Origin of the sequence: Spongiibacter pelagi (assembly GCF_014705705.1) — a bacterium.
Classification (GTDB): Bacteria; Pseudomonadota; Gammaproteobacteria; order Pseudomonadales; family Spongiibacteraceae; genus Spongiibacter; species Spongiibacter pelagi.
In genome coordinates, this window is sequence record NZ_JACXLD010000001.1 from 835,728 (window position 1) to 853,732 (window position 18,005).

Annotated in this window: 15 protein-coding genes; 8 read left to right on the forward strand and 7 right to left on the reverse strand. The window is 48.7% G+C overall.

Going from position 1 to position 18,005, the window contains the following annotated elements; all coding sequences use genetic code 11:
- The first annotated feature begins 37 nt into the window (after positions 1 to 37).
- The 4 genes from IB286_RS03900 to IB286_RS03915 all read left to right on the forward strand — a co-directional run bounded on the left by IB286_RS03900 (position 38) and on the right by IB286_RS03915 (position 2,756).
- On the forward strand, positions 38 to 1,258 hold the full coding sequence (locus IB286_RS03900; RefSeq protein ID WP_223826068.1) for a cytochrome c3 family protein: 1,221 nt from the start codon (positions 38 to 40) through the stop codon (positions 1,256 to 1,258).
- 165 nt (positions 1,259 to 1,423) lie between these two features.
- On the forward strand, positions 1,424 to 1,984 hold the full coding sequence (locus IB286_RS03905) for a Tll0287-like domain-containing protein (RefSeq protein WP_190762591.1): 561 nt from the start codon (positions 1,424 to 1,426) through the stop codon (positions 1,982 to 1,984).
- Between the two features lie 25 nt (positions 1,985 to 2,009).
- Positions 2,010 to 2,333 (forward strand): c-type cytochrome, encoded by a 324-nt coding sequence (locus tag IB286_RS03910; protein WP_190762592.1) that lies wholly within the window; start codon positions 2,010 to 2,012, stop codon positions 2,331 to 2,333.
- A gap of 9 nt (positions 2,334 to 2,342) precedes the next feature.
- Complete coding sequence (locus IB286_RS03915) at positions 2,343 to 2,756, forward strand: globin family protein (protein ID WP_190762594.1); 414 nt, start codon at positions 2,343 to 2,345, stop codon at positions 2,754 to 2,756.
- Between the two features lie 66 nt (positions 2,757 to 2,822).
- Here IB286_RS03915 and IB286_RS03920 read toward each other — a convergent pair whose 3' ends face one another.
- The 4 genes from IB286_RS03920 to IB286_RS15610 form a co-directional block, all read right to left on the reverse strand.
- Positions 2,823 to 3,482, reverse strand: coding sequence for a hypothetical protein (locus IB286_RS03920; protein WP_190762596.1), 660 nt, complete (start codon positions 3,480 to 3,482; stop codon positions 2,823 to 2,825).
- A gap of 22 nt (positions 3,483 to 3,504) precedes the next feature.
- The gene (locus IB286_RS03925) at positions 3,505 to 4,353 is read right to left on the reverse strand and encodes a caspase family protein (protein ID WP_190762598.1); all 849 of its coding nucleotides are present in this window, start codon (positions 4,351 to 4,353) and stop codon (positions 3,505 to 3,507) included.
- A gap of 178 nt (positions 4,354 to 4,531) precedes the next feature.
- Positions 4,532 to 4,960, reverse strand: a complete 429-nt coding sequence (gene arfB / locus IB286_RS03930; protein ID WP_190762600.1) for an alternative ribosome rescue aminoacyl-tRNA hydrolase ArfB — start codon at positions 4,958 to 4,960, stop codon at positions 4,532 to 4,534.
- An 18-nt stretch (positions 4,961 to 4,978) separates the two neighbouring features.
- A complete protein-coding gene (locus tag IB286_RS15610) occupies positions 4,979 to 5,101 on the reverse strand; it encodes a hypothetical protein (RefSeq protein ID WP_263399060.1) in 123 nt (40 codons plus the stop codon).
- 132 nt (positions 5,102 to 5,233) lie between these two features.
- On the opposite strand from IB286_RS15610, the gene IB286_RS03935 reads away from it, so the two are divergent.
- The 3 genes from IB286_RS03935 (at position 5,234) to IB286_RS03945 (ending at position 9,601) form a co-directional block, all read left to right on the forward strand.
- Positions 5,234 to 6,811, forward strand: a complete 1,578-nt coding sequence (locus tag IB286_RS03935; protein WP_190762602.1) for a fatty acyl-CoA reductase — start codon at positions 5,234 to 5,236, stop codon at positions 6,809 to 6,811.
- A gap of 291 nt (positions 6,812 to 7,102) precedes the next feature.
- Positions 7,103 to 8,608, forward strand: a complete 1,506-nt coding sequence (gene nhaB, locus IB286_RS03940; RefSeq protein WP_190762604.1) for a sodium/proton antiporter NhaB — start codon at positions 7,103 to 7,105, stop codon at positions 8,606 to 8,608.
- Between the two features lie 264 nt (positions 8,609 to 8,872).
- The gene (locus tag IB286_RS03945) at positions 8,873 to 9,601 is read left to right on the forward strand and encodes an alpha/beta hydrolase fold domain-containing protein (RefSeq protein WP_190762606.1); all 729 of its coding nucleotides are present in this window, start codon (positions 8,873 to 8,875) and stop codon (positions 9,599 to 9,601) included.
- A 3-nt stretch (positions 9,602 to 9,604) separates the two neighbouring features.
- On the opposite strand, the gene IB286_RS03950 is transcribed toward IB286_RS03945, so the two are convergent.
- The 3 genes from IB286_RS03950 to IB286_RS03960 form a co-directional block, all read right to left on the reverse strand.
- Positions 9,605 to 11,872 (reverse strand): CocE/NonD family hydrolase, encoded by a 2,268-nt coding sequence (locus IB286_RS03950; protein WP_190762608.1) that lies wholly within the window; start codon positions 11,870 to 11,872, stop codon positions 9,605 to 9,607.
- Positions 11,873 to 11,978: 106 nt separating this feature from the next.
- A complete protein-coding gene (locus IB286_RS03955) occupies positions 11,979 to 14,339 on the reverse strand; it encodes a CHAT domain-containing protein (RefSeq protein ID WP_190762610.1) in 2,361 nt (786 codons plus the stop codon).
- A 126-nt stretch (positions 14,340 to 14,465) separates the two neighbouring features.
- Positions 14,466 to 16,829: a CHAT domain-containing protein gene (locus IB286_RS03960; RefSeq protein WP_190762612.1), complete on the reverse strand. Its 2,364-nt coding sequence runs from the start codon at positions 16,827 to 16,829 to the stop codon at positions 14,466 to 14,468.
- A gap of 172 nt (positions 16,830 to 17,001) precedes the next feature.
- On the opposite strand from IB286_RS03960, the gene IB286_RS03965 reads away from it, so the two are divergent.
- Positions 17,002 to 17,901 carry a helix-turn-helix transcriptional regulator gene (locus tag IB286_RS03965; RefSeq protein ID WP_190762614.1) on the forward strand — a complete coding sequence of 300 codons (900 nt, stop codon included), beginning with the start codon at positions 17,002 to 17,004 and terminating at the stop codon, positions 17,899 to 17,901.
- Positions 17,902 to 18,005 lie beyond the last annotated feature (104 nt).

Consider the following 18,005-nt stretch of genomic DNA (forward strand, 5'->3'; position numbering starts at 1 on the left):
GCCTCTGATAACCCAGCGGGATCAGGGCGTATTTCTAATGGGTGAGATGACTCACGGCCATCACCAAATTGCTATGGAGTGCAGTGCCTGCCACACCGACCCGTTTGGTGGTAAAGAAATTTTGCAAAATGCCTGTGTGGATTGTCACGGAGAGGAATTGAGTGCAGTTCGCGACTCTCATCCCAAAAGTAAATTTACCAATCCGCGTAATGCCGACCGTATTGAAAAATTAGATGCCCGATTTTGTATCGCATGTCATGTTGAACACCGATTGGATAAAACCAATGCGATGGGAGTGACATTGCCAAACGATTTCTGTTTTGAGTGTCATCAGGAGATTGGCGAGGAGCGCCCCAGTCATGCCGGTATGGGTTTTGAAACCTGCGCTAGTGCCGGTTGCCATAATTTTCATGACAACCAAGCGCTCTATGAAGATTTTTTACTAGAGCACGCGAACGAACCGATGTTTGCTGAAGTGGCCAAAGTACTGGCGCGCAATGCGCAGGACTATCGTAAAACTGAGGCGACACCGCTGACCGCTGACGATGCTGATGGGGTAGTGGTAAATCAAGAAATCACCAGCCATTGGTTGGGATCAGCTCATGCCGAGGCTGGGGTAAATTGCAGTGGATGTCATGCCTCAGAAACGCAAACTAAAAACTGGGTTCAACATCCTGATCATCAGGTTTGTGCAAATTGCCATGAGCAAGAAACTGCCGGATTTTTAGCCGGTAAACACGGCATGAAAATGGGTTTAGGTTTGCCCCCGATGAGGGTGGCTGAGGCGCGAATCCCAATGCACCCAGAAGCAGCGCATAAATCCTTAAGTTGTAGTAGCTGCCACGAGCCTCACCGTGTCGATACCCAGTATGCCGCTGTTGAGGCTTGCTCAAGCTGCCATGCCTCCACGCATGTTCAAAATTTTAAAGCGTCGCCCCATGCGCAGATTGCCGTGAATAAACCGGATGCAGAGGAAGAGCAGGTAACTTGTGCGACCTGCCATATGCCAAGAACGGTGGCGCCGAATGGCCGGGTGAGTGTTGAGCACAATCAAAATGCCAATTTGCGGCCGAATGAAAAAATGATTCGCGGTGTTTGCATGGATTGTCATTCCCTGTCTTTTTCGATTGATGCCCTAGCTGATCCAGAATTAATTGAGCGGAATTTTTCCGGTCGCCCCAGCGTACATATTCCCTCAATTGAAATGAGTTTGGAGCGAGACAAAAAGCACAGTGAAAAAGCGTCAGTTTATAACTGATGCCTGAAAAGTTATGACCTCCGGGTCAGGCGAGAGTAGCACTCCGCTAAAAAATCCGCGCCGGTATGGGTGGATGTGTTGGCAAAAACCAGCTTATAGGTCGCCAGCAATAACCACTAACTGAAGTACCTTGATATTGGGGTTTTACCCGTTTAGGAGAGTCAAATGAAAAAAGCGATTGCTGCGGTTTCGGCCGCTGTCATGCTCACTGCCTGTGGTGAGGGAGCCAGTAAAGGTATCGAGCCTAAGGTCTATACCGATTCCCTGTTCTCGGTAATGAAAGCAGACCGCACCAACTATACCAAACTCATTATTAAGCGCCTTGGCCCAGCCGGTAGCAGCTCAATTGCGCCAGATGAGCATTGGGAAGATAAGGCCAACGGCGCGCCACTGCCTGCGCAAATGTTCCGCTTTGGCGCAGAAGCGGTAGCGGAGATGACGGACGATTTCACCTACAGCTTACAGTCGCTATGGCCGGTTAATGCCCAAAATGGTCCGCGCACCGATGTTGAAAAAGCGGGGCTTCAATATATTGCCGATAACCCCGGCGAAAACTATTACGGCGAAGAAGAGTTGGGTGGTGTGACCTATTTCACCGCCGTGTATCCCGACGTTGCGGTAGCGGCTCCCTGTGTCGATTGTCACAACGGTCATAAAGATACCCCTCGCTCCGACTTCAAGTTGGGTGACGTTATGGGCGGTGTAGTGATTCGGGTGCCAATGTAAGCAAAGCCAATTCATTGGGAGATGAATGATGATAGCGCGCTGTGCACGTTTATTACTTGGAATGTTGATCTTGCTGCTTATTGCTTGCGGTAAAGACCCCCGCTTAGATGAGGGACTTAAGGTGTTTACTGCCAATTGCAAAGTTTGCCATGCACAGGGAATTAACGGCGCGCCCATCGTCGGCAATAAAAAAATGTGGGGGCCTCGCGCTGCGCAAGGCCACAGTGTGTTGGTCTCCCACGCTATTTCAGGTTACGGCTTAATGCCAGCCCGCGGAGGCAACCCCTCGCTGAGTGATGAGGATATCTCCAATGTGGTGCTGTATATGCTGTCTCAATTAGACAATTAGGAGAGTGACATGACCCCGGAACAAAAAGAGCTGGTGCAAAGTAGCTTTGATAAAGTCGAGCCCATCGCCGATGTCGCGGCAGAGATTTTTTATGCCCGCCTGTTTGAACTCGACCCATCCTTAAAACCATTGTTCTCAGGTGATATGGCTGAGCAGGGCAAAAAACTGATGACCATGCTGGGTACCGCAGTAAGAGCGCTGGATAATCTTGAGGCATTGGTTCCCGTTGTGCAGCGCCTTGGCGAGCGCCATGTGTCTTATGGTGTTGAAGCTGCGCACTACGCTACGGTAGGGCAGGCCTTGCTAGATACTTTGGCAAAGGGACTTGGCGATGATTTTACACCCGAGGTAAAAGAGGCTTGGGGAGTGGTTTACGGCGTGCTTTCTAGCACCATGATTGCCGCTGCGGATGCGGTTAAATAAGCTAGGGGAAAATAAAATTCGGGGACAGTTTGCTTAATCAGAAAGAAGTAAACTGTCCCCGGAGTTTTAGTTTTCGCCTACAAAGTTATACGTCCATTGAAGGGTAGTTACCCATTCGTCGAACGACTCGTCAGAACCAAAAACCTGATAACGCAAACCAAATGACTGGTTTGAGTCTGAGCGGCGGAAACCTAGACGAATTGTTGCGCCTTCGCCATCTTCCTCAATCGCACCAATCTCATAGGTGCCCTGTTGAATGGCAAACATGAAAGACATGATATTGGTGTCTGATCCGCCAATACGAAGATCGGGCATTGCAACACCGAGCATCGGTCCTGAAAGGCTTCCTGATTCATCGTCGCCAATGCTTTCACCGTAATCGGCTGTTCGATAACCAGCGATGACAAATGCACCCGGCAAGAAAGGGTAACCGGCAAAGGCGGTGAGTTCTGTTCTATAGCCATCATCAAACTCACCTGTTGATTGATTAAGCACTTCAGTCGCCAGAGTTTCAATGCCTAGGTCAAAAATAAAACCCGCCTGAGTTCCGATAGATACCCCCGCAGAGGGTGCAATGGATATTGCGGTATTGTCGCTAAATGCGCCGCCTGCGAACACAATTTGCTCATAAGAGCCTATTCCTAGACCTACCCTTGGTGTTATTTCAGCCATAACCTGACTTGCGGCTAAGCCTAGAGCGATGCCTCCAATAATAGAAAATCTCATATATTTCCCCTAATTATTTTGTTTAGTTGAGTCGAATAATGGTTTTTCGTTTATTAAAGTAAAACGATTGAATGAGTGATGAGTTTTCCCAAGGAACTTGGGCTCCATCGGTTTCTGTGTAGACCTCCTTTCTGACTTCTTTAAAAACTTGCTCGATATCTAGCGCCTCGCGGTTAAAGGCTCTAGCTAATGCTTCAGAGTAAGGACTGTTTTTTCCTTTGCCATCGAGCGCAACTTGGCCTGGAGCGGTGGCGTAAGCTACTAAGGTATTTATTGGGGCGTCGATCAATGTGAGGCCGTTACCGGATTCTTCTCGGCGTTTTAAACCGCGATCACCATTGCTGCTATCAAGGCTTCGGCTGTCTTCTGAAAGGGCGTCGGCAAAGGGGTTGTTTCGGCAAGCATCTAAAATAACGATATTCACTTTGCTTTTAGCTTTTTTGAAGGTGTCGAAAAGCACCGCAGTATTTATCGCTTTGCTTTTTAAGTCTTCAGGGGCATCAATTTTTGTATCGCCCAAAACCAAATAGTTACTGCCCTGAAATTGAACGCCGTGTCCTGCAAAATAAATTAAACCAATGGCTTCTTCAGAGAGTTTTTGTTTGAACCATTCCATTCCTTCAAGAATGGTGTCTTTCCCTTGGTTGATAAGTAAATTTGTTTTGAAACCGCGCTTTTCTAAAGTTTTTGATACTAATTTTGCATCTGCTTCTGGGTTTTTTAAGGGTGGAGCGTATTGATAGTCTGATATGCCGATAACTAAGGCGATTCTTTCCTCGGCAAAAGTAGCTGAACAAATGAATAACAGGCAGGTGGTTAAAAGACTGTTTTTAAGAAGATGGAGCGAAAATTTATTAGATTTATACATCATCTTGATTGAATCCCTGCTGGAAAATCGGGTTTTGCTCCGTATTAATGAGGGCCAATAAAAGATCTAAATAAAGATTTATTTACAACTATATGTGACTCGTGCGAAATCGCAACCTATTTCTCAAAAGCTAAGATTTAGGCTTTAGTGTCGTTGTTTGGCAAAGGTGGGTAGCGACAGCTTACTCCCCGCGCGTAGAGATATTTCCTCTCAAGGATTTGATGCGGCCGCGGTGGGTTTTGGCGTCGGTTCTTTTGGTGCGCGCTGATTTGCTGGGTTTGGTGGCGTAGCGGGTTTTTTGTACTACGCCCGCTTTGCGTATTAGCTCGGCGAGTCGTTCCAGTGCATCTTCCCGATTCTTTTCCTGAGTTCGGAATTGCTGGGCTTTGATAATGATGATGCCGTCTTTGGTTATGCGCTGATCTTTGGTCTCTAAAAGGCGCTCTTTATAAAAGTCCGGCAGTGAGCTGTTGTTAATATCGAAGCGCAGGTGAATCGCCGATGACACTTTGTTGACGTTTTGGCCGCCGGAGCCTTGGGCGCGAATGGCGCTAAGCTGAATTTCTTCCTCTGGCAGGCTGAGCCGGCTATTAATAATTAGGTCTGGCATATCTATTGGGTATTAGTGCTAGGTATTAGTTTTGGCTAATGCAGCTATGAGTGTCATGGTTTTGTCTTGGGGCAAAGCTAACATATCTTCCAGTGCGTTGCGCAGTGTAGTCGCCAAATTGATTTGGCCTGCTTGATGCATAACTTCTCTGGCCCCTAGCGGGCACAGCAAATAATTTCAGGTTTTCGCGCTATCACAGAGCGCCCTTTCTCTTTTTTGCATCGGCTTGGTGCACATGGAACAGCATTCTGAATTGGTATCTGGAGGCTTTACATGCGCGACATTAATACAGACAACTCTCCCACCATTACCCAGCTACGGGGTAAGCGCTTATTAATTACCGGGGCCACGGGCTTTCTTGGCAAGGTGGTTTTAGAAAAGCTTATGCGCACCGTGCCCGACATCGAGGCGGTGTATTTGTTAATGCGCGGTAATCGCACACACCGAGATGTGCGTGAGCGTTTTGAGCAGGAAATTGCGGCGTCATCTATTTTCGACACCTTGCGTGCACGCGATTCGGTGTGGTTTGAGGCGTTTTGCAAAAACCGGATTCACTGTATTGCGGGTGAGGCGACCGAGCCGCATTTTGGTTTGTCGCGCACGGCGTTTATGACTTTGGCTGGTGAGCTGGACGGTATTGTTAATTCGGCGGCCAGCGTGAACTTTCGCGAGGAGTTAGATAAGGCGCTGGCGATTAATACTTTTTCACTGCGCAATATTATCGAGCTGGCCGAGGCGGCGGGCAATATCCCGGTGATCCAAGTGTCTACCTGCTATGTGAATGGTTTTAATCAGGGGGCAATGGCGGAGGAGATTGTTAGCCCCGCTAAAGCAGAGCTGCCTAATCACGAGCAGGGCTATTTTGAAATCTATCGCACCCTTGCGGAGTTGGAAGATCGGGTAGACGCGGTTAAAGCCCAGTACCAAGGGCGTGAACTCAAGGCCAAGCTGGTCGAGCTGGGTATAAAAACGTCTCACGAGTACGGCTGGAATGATACCTATACGTTTACCAAGTGGTTGGGCGAGCAGTTATTGTTGAAATCCTTGCGCCAATACCCGCTGACCATTGTGCGCCCCTCGATTATTGAAAGTACCCTGCGTGAACCGACGCCGGGCTGGATTGAGGGGGTGAAGGTGGCCGATGCGATTTTGCTGGCTTACGCCCGTGGCAAGGTGAGTTTCTTTCCGGGTAAGCGCAACGGCGTAATAGATGTGATTCCCGCCGATTTGGTCTCCAATAGTATTTTGATTTCCTTGGCTCAGCAGTTTGCTTTACGGGCTGAAGGCAAGGCGGAGCACCATATTTACCAGTGTTGCAGCGGTGGCCGCAACCCGCTGACCATGGGCGAGTTTATCGACCATCTTATGGCGGAAGCCAAAGCCAATCACCAGCACTACGACAAGCTGTTTACCAGTGCGCCCAGCCGTAATTTTGTGGCGGTGGATAAAAAGCTGTTTACGCTGGTGGCCGGTTGCGTGCGTTTTGCCTTGATGGCGTTTAACCAGTTGCTGAGCAAGCTGGGGATGCGGCAGAAGATCAGGGCCAAGCGCAATATTGATACGGCCTTGGAGCTGTCGAATATTTTCTCCTTCTATGCCGCACCGAAATATGTGTTCCAGAACGACAAATTATTGGGTTTGTCGGAGTCTCTGGGTTCGGTAGATCAGGAGTTGTTCCCGGTAGATTCAGCAGCGGTGGACTGGTCGCACTATATCCGCAATGTGCATATTGCCGGCTTGAATCGGTACGCGCTGAACGGCAAGGGCTACTCGGCAACGCCAACGGAGGCGGTGCGCGCTGGGGAAGAGGCGGTAAATCGCGTGGTTTCTGAGCCGGAAGTGTTTAACTGAGACGGATAAACAAGTAATTGACCTGAGCCCGTTGGGGAAGCCCGGCGGGCTTTTTTGCTCTTGGGGGCGAAATTGCACACAAACGAATTGCGAAAAAAATAATTACAGCTAGATTTATTTGGCGTATCTCTATGCTCGGTAGATTGCAAGAACCAGCTCGGATCGGGAAAGCCCGGTAAGCGTTTGGCAGCCTTATGGGGCTGTAGTATCATCCGGGCAGTTTTAAAAATATAAAGAACAATTGGATTTCGTCTCTTACATTCACCTTTATCTCGCTGCTAGGTAGATTTTATGAATCAAAGCTATGTCAGTGCTTTTTATGACAATTTTCTGGGTAACTCCCCGGTTTGGTATAAAAAGGCCATTGTTGGTTTTCTGATCCTCAACCCGATTATTCTGTTCACACTTGGCCCCTTCGTGGCCGGCTGGGTACTGATTGCCGAGTTTATTTTTACTCTGGCAATGGCCTTGAAATGTTACCCCCTACAGCCCGGCGGCCTGTTGGCGCTAGAGGCGGTGGTGTTGGGCATGGCCTCGCCGGAGACGGTTTATCACGAGGCGCTCAATAATTTTGAAGTTATCTTGCTGCTGGTGTTTATGGTGGCGGGTATCTACTTCATGAAGAACCTGCTGCTGTTTGTGTTCACCAAGATTCTGCTGGGTGTGCGCTCCAAGGTCGTATTGGCCTTGATGTTCTCACTGATGGGGGCGGTATTGAGCGCCTTCTTGGATGCGTTGACCGTGACTGCCGTACTGATTGCGGTCGGTTTGGGCTTCTATGCGGTATATCACCGTGTTGCCTCGGGTGGTCACCACTCCCATACCCATCACGATCACAGCCATGATGCGAAAGTCGCGGCGGATGCCCGCGCTGATCTTGAGCAATTTCGCGCGTTCCTGCGTAGCTTGATGATGCACGGTGTGGTCGGCACTGCGCTGGGTGGTGTTTGTACCCTAGTAGGTGAGCCACAAAACCTGCTGATTGCCACCAAAATGGAATGGAGCTTCCTTGAGTTCTTCCTGATTATGGCGCCCATCACCATGCCGGTACTGGTTATTGGCTTGATCACCTGTACGGTTTTAGAGCTAACCGGCTGGTTTGGTTACGGCACTAAATTGCCAGAGTCTGTGCGTGTGGTGTTGGAAGAGTATGCGGCAGATGAAGATGCAGGTCGGACGACTCGCGACAAGCTGGCGCTGATTGTTCAGGGCTGTGTGGCGATCTTCTTGGTTATCGGTTTGGCGCTGCACTTGGCTCCCGTTGGCCTGATTGGTCTGACCATTATTGTTCTGCAAACGGCCTTTAACGGTATTGTTGAAGAGCATCAAATTGGTCATGCCTTTGAAGAGGCGCTGCCGTTTACCGCCCTGTTGGTGGTGTTCTTTGCCATCGTTGGCGTGATTCATGAGCAGCACCTGTTTACGCCAATTATCGAGCATGTATTGGCGATGGAAGGTCAGGTACGTAAGGTGATGTTCTTTGTGGCCAACGGTGTGTTGAGCGCGATCAGCGACAACGTATTTGTGGCTACGGTGTATATCAACGAAGTGAAGGCAGCCTTTGACGCGGGTCAGCTGACTCGTTACGACTTCGATCACCTGGCGGTAGCCATCAACACTGGTACTAATATCCCCAGCGTGGCGACGCCAAATGGTCAGGCGGCATTCCTGTTTATGCTGACCTCGGCACTGGCGCCGCTGATTCGCCTGTCTTATGGACGCATGGTGTTGATGGCATTGCCTTACACCATCACCATGAGTAGCGTTGCGGTGATTTGTGTGTGGTTGTTTGACTGATCTTTAGTCGCTGTATAGATGTAAATGGGCATCGTTGATGCCCATTTTTTTGTCTTGAGATTGGCAAATTCTGGACGAAAAAAAGCCGGGTATACACCCGGCCTAATGGGCCTTCTGGGGTATGTCCGGCATGAGTGGGCATGGTTGGGAACCGAGGTGCGCCGGACCAGAAGGTAGTTAAAGCATAGTTCTCTTGGTGGGGAACCGCTTTGATAGAAATCAAAATTTTGTCGTTTTTTGCTTTGTGCAGATAGAGAGGGAATAGTGAAGGAGACCGTTGTCTTTAAACAGCATGGCGATATTAAGCTCTGCGGCGACCTGCACCTGCCAAAACGGATTAATGGCGAGTTGCGGCCAGCGGTAGTGGTTGTGCACGGTGGCGGTTGGGCTAAGCGCGCCGGGGAAATGACCCTAATCTGTAAAAAGTTGGTGCGGGCGGGGTTTGTCGCTTTCAATATTACCTACCGGCTCGCGCCGGAGTTTCGTCACCCAAGCCAGTTTGATGATGTGAATACCGCGCTGGATTGGCTGTTCGAACGGGCGGGCCAATACGGCATTGACCCACAGCGCATCTCGGGTTGGGGATATTCGGCAGGAGCGCACCTGATTTTATTGGCGGGCTTACAACGTGCAGAAGGTTCGCGCTTGTCGGCGATTGTGGCGGGTGGCACACCAGCGGATTTAAGTCGTTGGCCAAACTCACCGCTGGTTACCGGTTTAATTGGCAGGCCCATGATTGAAGCCGAAGCTGAATGGCAGGCTGCATCGCCGTTGAACTATGTAAGTGAGCATTCACCTGCGGTATTTCTCTACCACGGCCTGCGGGATACCTTGGTCGAGCCAGAACAAATGCACCTGTTAGCTGATGCTTTACAAGAACAGGGGGCGCGGGTACAAACCCACGGCTCACCTCTGTTCGGGCATATCGCCATGTATCTGCTGGGCTTTTCTGCGCAGAATCAGGCGATTAAATTTCTACAAGCAAATGGTTAATCACTACTGGCTAATCACATAATCCGGTATCTGCGTGGGTGCCGGGTTGGCATTGCTCAGTATGGGTAGAGACACGGTGCCCGACACGGTGACCTGTCCCGGCAAGGTTGAGAATATGGTGGTAAAGACCGGATGCTCTGGCATGAGATATAAGCCGACCACATCGCCGGGATAAAGCCGGGTACTTACGCCATGTAAGGTGCCTTCTGTCGGATTTACCGGGTTATAGCCCCAGCGCACCGGGTAGAGGTGACCCTTGGCTTCAATGCCAAAATTTCGAGGATCATCAGCAGGGTAACTCGCTTCGCTAACGCCAATCGCATCGGTTGCAAACAGGCGGATTGGCACCACCTGAAAATGCAGCAATTCAACACTATTATCTTCACACTGGCTGCCATCTTGATTTGGGCTGGGCACGGTCTGGCAGCGTTTCACGCCAATACCGGCAAAGAATATTTCATCACTTAATGGGTTTGTGCGCGTAACCTGCAGCTTGGCGGTGGGCATACCGGCCATAACACTGGCTTTACTGACTTCAGTGAGGGGAACAAAGCTGGGGCGAGGATCAAATTCTGCGCCTTGCCCAAGCGAGCCGGGGCCGGTAATTAGGCTGGCATCGGCAAAAGTGAAATCGCTACCGCCGAAAGGAATATCGCTCACTTTTGAGAAGGTGGCGCCTTCACGCGACCATTTGTAAGCGTTGTCGCCAGTATTGGTGGTGCCGTTATCAAAGAAGTCATCGTTGGTATCTAATACCAATCGCGAATCTTCATTGGTTTGGGTAATGCACGCCTTGCCGGGAAAGACTTGGGCAAAATTACCCTTGCCGAGCAGTTTGTCGTTAAACCACTGCCGCCCCAAAATTCGAGTGTTATAACGAATCGGATCGCCTTTGCTGTCGGTGCCGCAGTGCACTATTTCATCAAGATACATGCTGGTGTCTACGCCGGCATATTGGGTCGGGCCAAGTGCGGGTAGGGGGTGTCCGGAGGTTTCGCCGAGGTAGTAGGTGTCGCGGCCGCTGGCTTCAAAACAGCGGGCATTGAGCAGGCCTTCGTCCATTGGGAACAGGGTGTCGCCGTAACCCTGAATCATAAACATATCGGCGCGAGCTTGGCGCACCGTGGCGGCGTGACGAGGTTTGCCCGTGGCGTTTAGCTCGTGAAATTCCTTATCGGCATCACCAAATTTTAAGGCGTAATAAGCGTTGTTATTATTGCAGTAAGCCACCGCGCCATTGGGCGCGAGAATATTCATATTTTTTACCGATACCTGACGCAGCTTGTTATAGGGCAGGTCATCGACTTCCTCATTGACGCCATTGGCCTCCAAATTGGCATCGATAATCACGTCCGGTAAGGGCTGGCCATTGCCGCCGCCAACTTCCGGAATCGAAGAGCCAAACAGCGTCATAATCACAATCCAGTCGGATTTTGGTACATCGTTAGGATGTAGTGATGTGCGCAGGTCGTACCAAGTGCCCATCGGCAAAATAGCATCTACGCGGGGGTCAACGCTTTGGGCATTAAGTTGGAAGTGGCCGCCGTAGCTGTAGCCAATCGTGCCGAGTGAAACATCATCGTCAAAACTTTGCAGGCGTTGATGGTTGTCTTTGGCGAGTAGCGAACGCCCCCATTGCTGGCCGCAATTATCGAATTCCGGATCGCTATCCTGTTCCTCGGTTGCGGCTTCAAAAGGCGCGTTTTCACGCAAATGACAGATCGCCCAATCTACGACGCTGACAAAATCCCAGCCTTCCTTATCAGGCGCCATTAAGCCAATTTGCCCGCCGCTGGAGAGTTCGCCACCGGTAACATCACCAAAACCGCGCTGGGTATAACTGATTACCCAATAGCCGCTCTGCCATAAATCTAAAGAAACCTGTCTGTCCAGCTCAGTGCCGGGCGGTGCAAAATCCTCGGCCTTGGTACCGCCAAAACCGTGGCTGTGAATAATCAGCGGCGCAAATCCCGGCTCGTTCGCTGCGCTGTTAGAAAGCTCCCGGCGCTTGGCCTCGTCTGGCACAAATACCTGCATGGCAATCAGCGTGCCGTCGTGGGAGATCAGCGAGGTCTCATAACAATAGCCCTGCCCATTAGCAATGCGCTGCTCAATGTTTTCAGTGCAGCCTGCGGGCGGCTCTGGGGGGAGGGTGAGTGTTGTATTGTTGCTTGCAGGTGCTCCGCCACCGGAACTACCGCCGCCACAGGCGGTGAGAGCTAGGCCGAAGGCAAGTGAAAGTACAGTCTTATTGGTATGCCGCTTAATCATGGTGTTTCTCCTTTGCCGGATTATTACACCACAATTAAGGATTTTGTGCTGAAGGGGTGAAATTCCCCGTTATTGGATAGCTCTCTGAATGGGTCAAAGGCCTAGTTTAATCATATTGCCCCGTTAATTGGAATGCAGCCCAATAATACGGATGTGAATAGCTGCCGTCCTTTAGCGCTAATTGCGCATTCCGAAGCGCTTTGCTTTTCCCTTGAGAGGGTAAGGCTTTGTAAAAGGTTTGCATCAATGTATTGGTTGCAGCATCGCTCACCTTCCACAGACTAGAAATAATGGATTCGGCCCCGGCATACAAAAAGCCACGGGTAAAACCAATAACATCATCGCCGGCGGTAATATCTCCTAGTCCTGTTTCACAAGCAGACAGCGTGACTAAATCGGCATTGAGTCGTAAATCAAATAACTCGGCGACAGACAGTAATCCGTCGTCACTCTCGCTTTTTGAAAGTAATAATGCTGAAGCCATGGGTTCTTCTGCATTAAAAATGCCGTGAGAGGCGATATGCAAGTTGCGGTATTGCCCCGCATTTGATTTGAGCTGGGTTTCGCTGGCGAGCTCTCTGAGCAAGACGTCTGCACTAGGTTGCATTTTTGCGATATTAACGGCTTCAATTTGTGCGCCGAGTAAATCCATAGCCGGGTCGCCTAGATCCGGATTGCCTAATATCAGCATTGGTTTTGCTGCAGCGATTTGATTTTTGTGAAGAAACTCCAATACCGATGCACTGGGTAAGACGCGCAATTCAAATTGATCAATCATATAGTCTTCACCGTCATTGAGCGCCGTGAAGGGCACATAATGGAGTGGGCCATGAGGAACCACGGTGAGGCGTTTGAACGTCTGCAGTTGTTCTTTTATTGGCATGATAACGCTGTTGTAGAGCTTGCGACTGCTATTGCTGATGTCTGGTGATTCGGGGTTCTGCAAGTCTTGACGAAATTCTGCGACTATTTCTGCTAGTCGTTCTGCGGGGAGTTTGGCGGCAGAAACGCCTTTGTTGCTTAGGATAAAAGCCCAGAGGTGTTCGCCATCGCCGAAATATTCCAGCAGAGCTTCATCCTCTTTAAGCGTTGATTGCAGTTGAGTAATATTTGGTGAGGTAACCACTCGAAGAGAAGTAAATTCGGGTGCGCTCTTGTTCAAATTTTCCTGATATTTTCTTAATAAGCCGCGAGTTACTGAGCGCTGGGTAGTGTCGTTTGGATTGATGGTTGCGAGAGCATTTTCTGTTTGTTGAATAATGGATAAGGTAGTGTTGATACCTTCCTTTTCTGGTGGGGGGAGCTCATTGTTTCGAGATGCGAGTAAATCGACCAAGGCGCGGGCCTTGGCGCGTTCCGCATATTCGAGGGCTAGTTCAGCTTGGTCTTGTTCAACAAACATTCCAACAAGATCGTAGTAAACCTCCTGCTTGTCGCTGACAAACCCTAGTTTTGTGCTGTCTAGCGATAAGCTCGATCGTTGGGTCTCTAAAATTTCTACGGCTTCAGTCAGCGCCGGTAAGGCGGCGTCGTGCTTACCATTGCGCAATTGCAGCTGACCATACTGCTGCAACGCAATAAACTTTAAGCCACCAAAAACGTCAATAAATTCACTGGCGAAAAGGTTTTCAAAGCACGCTGCTGCCTCGTTGCGCTCAAGCTTTGCCATTGCGTGGCAAAACAAGCTTTGCATCTCTGCAGTAAAAAACTGATTTTCTCGATCAATCGATTTTGCCAATCCAAACACATGACTTAAGGGGTTGGCATTCACAAACAATGTGCCTAATAACTCGACTGCTTCTGAATCACGTCCGCTCAATATCAGCAGCGCTGATTGATAATCTTCAATAGCGATATAGCCTTTGGCTATCCAGCTGCGTTTTTGGGTTTCTACATAGGGTGTGATAAAGCTGTTGGTTTTGGTTTCAGAAAGCTGAGTAATAAAATCACGGGCTTTTATTTTTGAGCCGTACAAACCTTCGTATACCGCAGACATGCCAAGAATAGGAATTGCCAACGGCTCTCGAATATTGTCGTCTGCATCCAGTAGCTTGCTTCTTTTCTCTCCGGAATAAAAAACAAGATTGCCATCGAGTGCCTTTTGAGCTTCGGGCAAATAGCGTCGGACATCTTCAATATTCGACCGATAAAGCGCCGCCTCAGCCTTCATGCTATTGATTACGGCAGCGGTGTAATCCTGTGACCAATAAATATTGCCAAGTGCATGTCGATAAACCGACTCGCCATTGATGATATGGTGGGTTTCATATTGATTAATACAGTGGTCGAAACCTCTAAAATTACGGACGTTGATTAGGTCGCCACACAATTTGAGTACATGGCCAGAAGGAACGCTGGTGTAATCCAGAGTGTAATTTCCTTGGGTGGCGTTATCGTAGGCCCATTGAGCTTGCGAGAGTCCTGTTGAGCAAGCAGAAAGAAGCGTATTTAATGTAAGGAATGCCATGATTCTGACCAGACGGGGGTAATGCATAAGTCATTCCTTTTGTGGTTCTAGTGCGTTTAAATGGTTTCTGAGTTGATCATAATCTAGCTATTCAGTTATCGATAGGTGATTTGGCGGATTGCAGTTTCAATCATATTGCCCCGTTAACTGAAATGCGGCCCAATAATACGGATGTGAATAGCTGCCGTCTTTTAACGCTAATTGTGCGTTCCGAAGCGCTTTGCTTTTTCCTTGAGAGGGTAAGGCTTTGTAAAAGGTTTGCATTAATGTATTGGTTGCGGCATCGCTCACTTTCCACAAGCTGGAAATAATAGATTCGGCCCCGGCATACAAAAAGCCACGGGTAAAACCAATAACATCATCGCCGGCGGTAATATCTCCTAGTCCTGTTTCACACGCAGACAGTGTGACTAAATCTGCATTGAGTCGAAGGTCGAAGAGTTCAGCAACCGATAGTAAGCCATCATCGCCACCGCCTTCAGATAGGAGTAGCGAAGAAGACATGGGATCGTCAGGGTCGAAAACGCCATGGGATGCGATATGGATGTAGCGATATCCTCCGGCATTGGTTTTTACCAAGTGCTCGCTCGCGTTTTTCCGTAAAAGAACCTTTGAGTCAGGATTCATTTTCGCAATTGCAAGCGCCTCAATTTCTGCCCCCGGCAAATCCATATCGGCATTGTTTAAATCTGGATTGCCAAGCAAGAGCATTGATTGAGCCGTCTCTTCGCTGCTGTTGCTCAAAAATGGCAATACGGAGGCGCTAGGTAATACGCGAAGTTCAAATTTGTCGATTAAGTATGAATCTCCGTTGTAGAGTGCGCTAAACGGAACGTAGTGAAGTGATCCATGCGGAACTATGGTAATGCGTTTGAACGCTGCTATGTTGTCTTCAATTGGTGTGATCAGGCCCTTGTATAAATCCTTGCTACTCTTTTCAAAAGCATTTGAGCTTGGGTTTTGTAGATCATGGCGCATATTAGTAACAAGAGACTTGAGATGAGTCTGAGGCAGCTTTGCAGCAGATACACCCTGCTTGCTTAAGATGAAAACCCATAAATCATCTTCCGTTCCAAAGTATTCGAGTAGTCCTTCGTCTTTTGCCAATTGATCTTGTAATTGGGTGATGCTCGGAGAGGTCACAACGCGCAAAGAAGTGAATTCGGGCGCCTGGCTATTCATCTGATCTTTGTATTTTCTGAGTAGGCCACGTGTTGCTGCGCGTTGGGTATCTTTACTAATGTTGGCGGAAGAAAAACGAGTTTCCGCTTCGTCTAACGATGCAATAAGCGTTTGTAGTTCTGATGAGTTGTTGGATGGACTTAGCGTTTCTCTCGATGCCAGTAGATCAACCAAGGCGCGAGCTTTTCCTCTCTCCGCATACTCGATTGCGCGATCGGGACGGTTTTTTCTAACGTAGATGTCCACAATGTCGCGATAAACTGATTGTTTATCCGTGACAAAACCCAGCTTAGAGGTATCTAGCGACAAGCTGGAGCGTTGCTCTTCAAGAAGCTCAACAGCTTCGGAGAGCGATGCTAGCGCTTTATCTTCAGCGCCTTGGGCGAGTTGAATATTGCCGAGTTCTTTAAGAGCGGTGAATTTTAACGCGCCATAAATATCGATAATCGGACTCTGCAGGAATGACTCGTAACAAACTGAGGCGCTTTCAGCTTCAAGTTTATAAAGAGTGTGGCAGAGCATAGCGTCGGCCTCAATTTTGGACCAGACCTCTTGGTCGTCATACGACCATCCGGTGGCGGCTGAAACTAAGTAATAAGCAGGGTTCAATTTTAAAATTGCTTCGTGCTTTAATTTATCGCCGACACTTTTTTCTTGGGTTATTTCGTTATAAGCGAGTTCATACTTTTTAATTGAAATAAAAATCTTGGTGAGCCAGGCCCTTTTTTCAGGCTCCAAACTACTGGATGCTAATCCGCTTATGTCCAAGTTCTGGAGTTGCTTCAAATAATCATGGGCTTTGTCTTTTGAGCCATATACGCCTTCATATACTGCGCCTACACCAAGTGTTCTTATAGAAACGGAAGCAGGATAGTAGCGATCATTTTTATAGACCTCTCCGTTAACCAGCATTCCTGGATTGCCGTTGACACCTATAAGCGCTTTGGAGAGAAATAAAGGAACAAGTTTAGCTTGGCCTCTGTTTAGTGCTGCTTCAGCTTTCAAACCATAGATTAATGCCGTGGTGTAATCCTCCGACATATATGCAGTATCGCGTGCGAGCTTGTTTACCAATCGCCCATCCACAACATGGTGTTTTTCAAGCTGTGAAATGCAGTAATCAAATCCTTTAAAATTTTGAACTTTGAGGAGATTCGTACACAGTTCTTGTATTTCGTAAGGATGATGCTGCGTGTAATCTATTTTGTAATTTCCCTTCAATGCATTTTCGGCCGCCCACTTTCCTGAAATATCAAAGCTGACGCAGCCTGTTAAAAATAAAGAAAAAATGAGGCCGAATTTTCTCATTAAGGGAATTGTCCTTGTTGGCTGAGGTGTGTCCGTACCATAGCATTTTTTTCTTTTCATTTTTTAGATGGGGTTTTCATCGTAATGGGGTCATTCATTGGACATTGCCAGCTACATGTATTGATTGTATACATACACATGTAACATTTTCAGGCAGACTGGGTAGCGTGCAATGAATAAACCGGATTGGCCGATACGATGGGATTTGCTACTGCGCTATCGATTGATCGAAATCGTGGCGCTGTGGGAAGGACGCTTAACTACCAATCACCTGCAATTGGCGTTCGGCATCGGGCGTCAGCAGGCCTCCAGAGACATCAATGCCTACCTCAGCGAATACGCGCCGGATAACCTGATTTATGACCGCCAGCTCAAAGGCTATAAGCCCAATCAAGGCTTCAGCCCAAAATTTACGCGCGGAATTGCTGACGAATACCTCCAGATTCTCAATACACAACAGGACCTTATTAACACCTTTGAGTCTTTGGCCCCGGAAACCCGATTGACTGAAACCATCACGCCGCCCGTGCGGGACCTTCGTCCGAATGTCCTTGCTCCAATCACCCAGGCCGCCAGAGAAAGTAAGCGCATCGAAATTTGCTACAGTTCGCTGCGCAACCCCGATCCAGAATATCGTGTTATCCAGCCTCACACCGTCGTATTCAATGGTCAGCGCTGGCATGTTCGCGCCTTCTGTGAAAAGAACGCGAGGTACAGCGACTTTGTTTTGAGCCGTATCTCCGATGAGCCCGATATTTCTCTACCCGGAGATAACGGCGCTGATAAAGACGAAGCTTGGCAGACTAGAGTTACCTTGAAGATCCAGCCCGACCCCAGACTTTCAAAAAGCCAGAGACAACTGATTGAGCGCGACTACGGCATGGAAAAGGGCAAGCTCGTGATAGAGACCCGAGGAGCACTGGTACCGTACATACTTCAGAACCTGAGGATCGAGAACGAATTTCCAGATACCCCTCCTGAAGTTCAGCAGATTTCGCTAGTGAATCGAAATAGCGTTAAGCAGTGGCTCTTTGACGCCTCAGAAAAAAGTACGAGCGCTTTATCTGCTTGAAAATAGTACATGTAAAAATGATCAGCATGGCGCTTTCTGCATCTTTGTACCACACTGGTTTCACGATTTGATTTTGCAGGAAGTTTTGAGCCTGTGTGATCCCT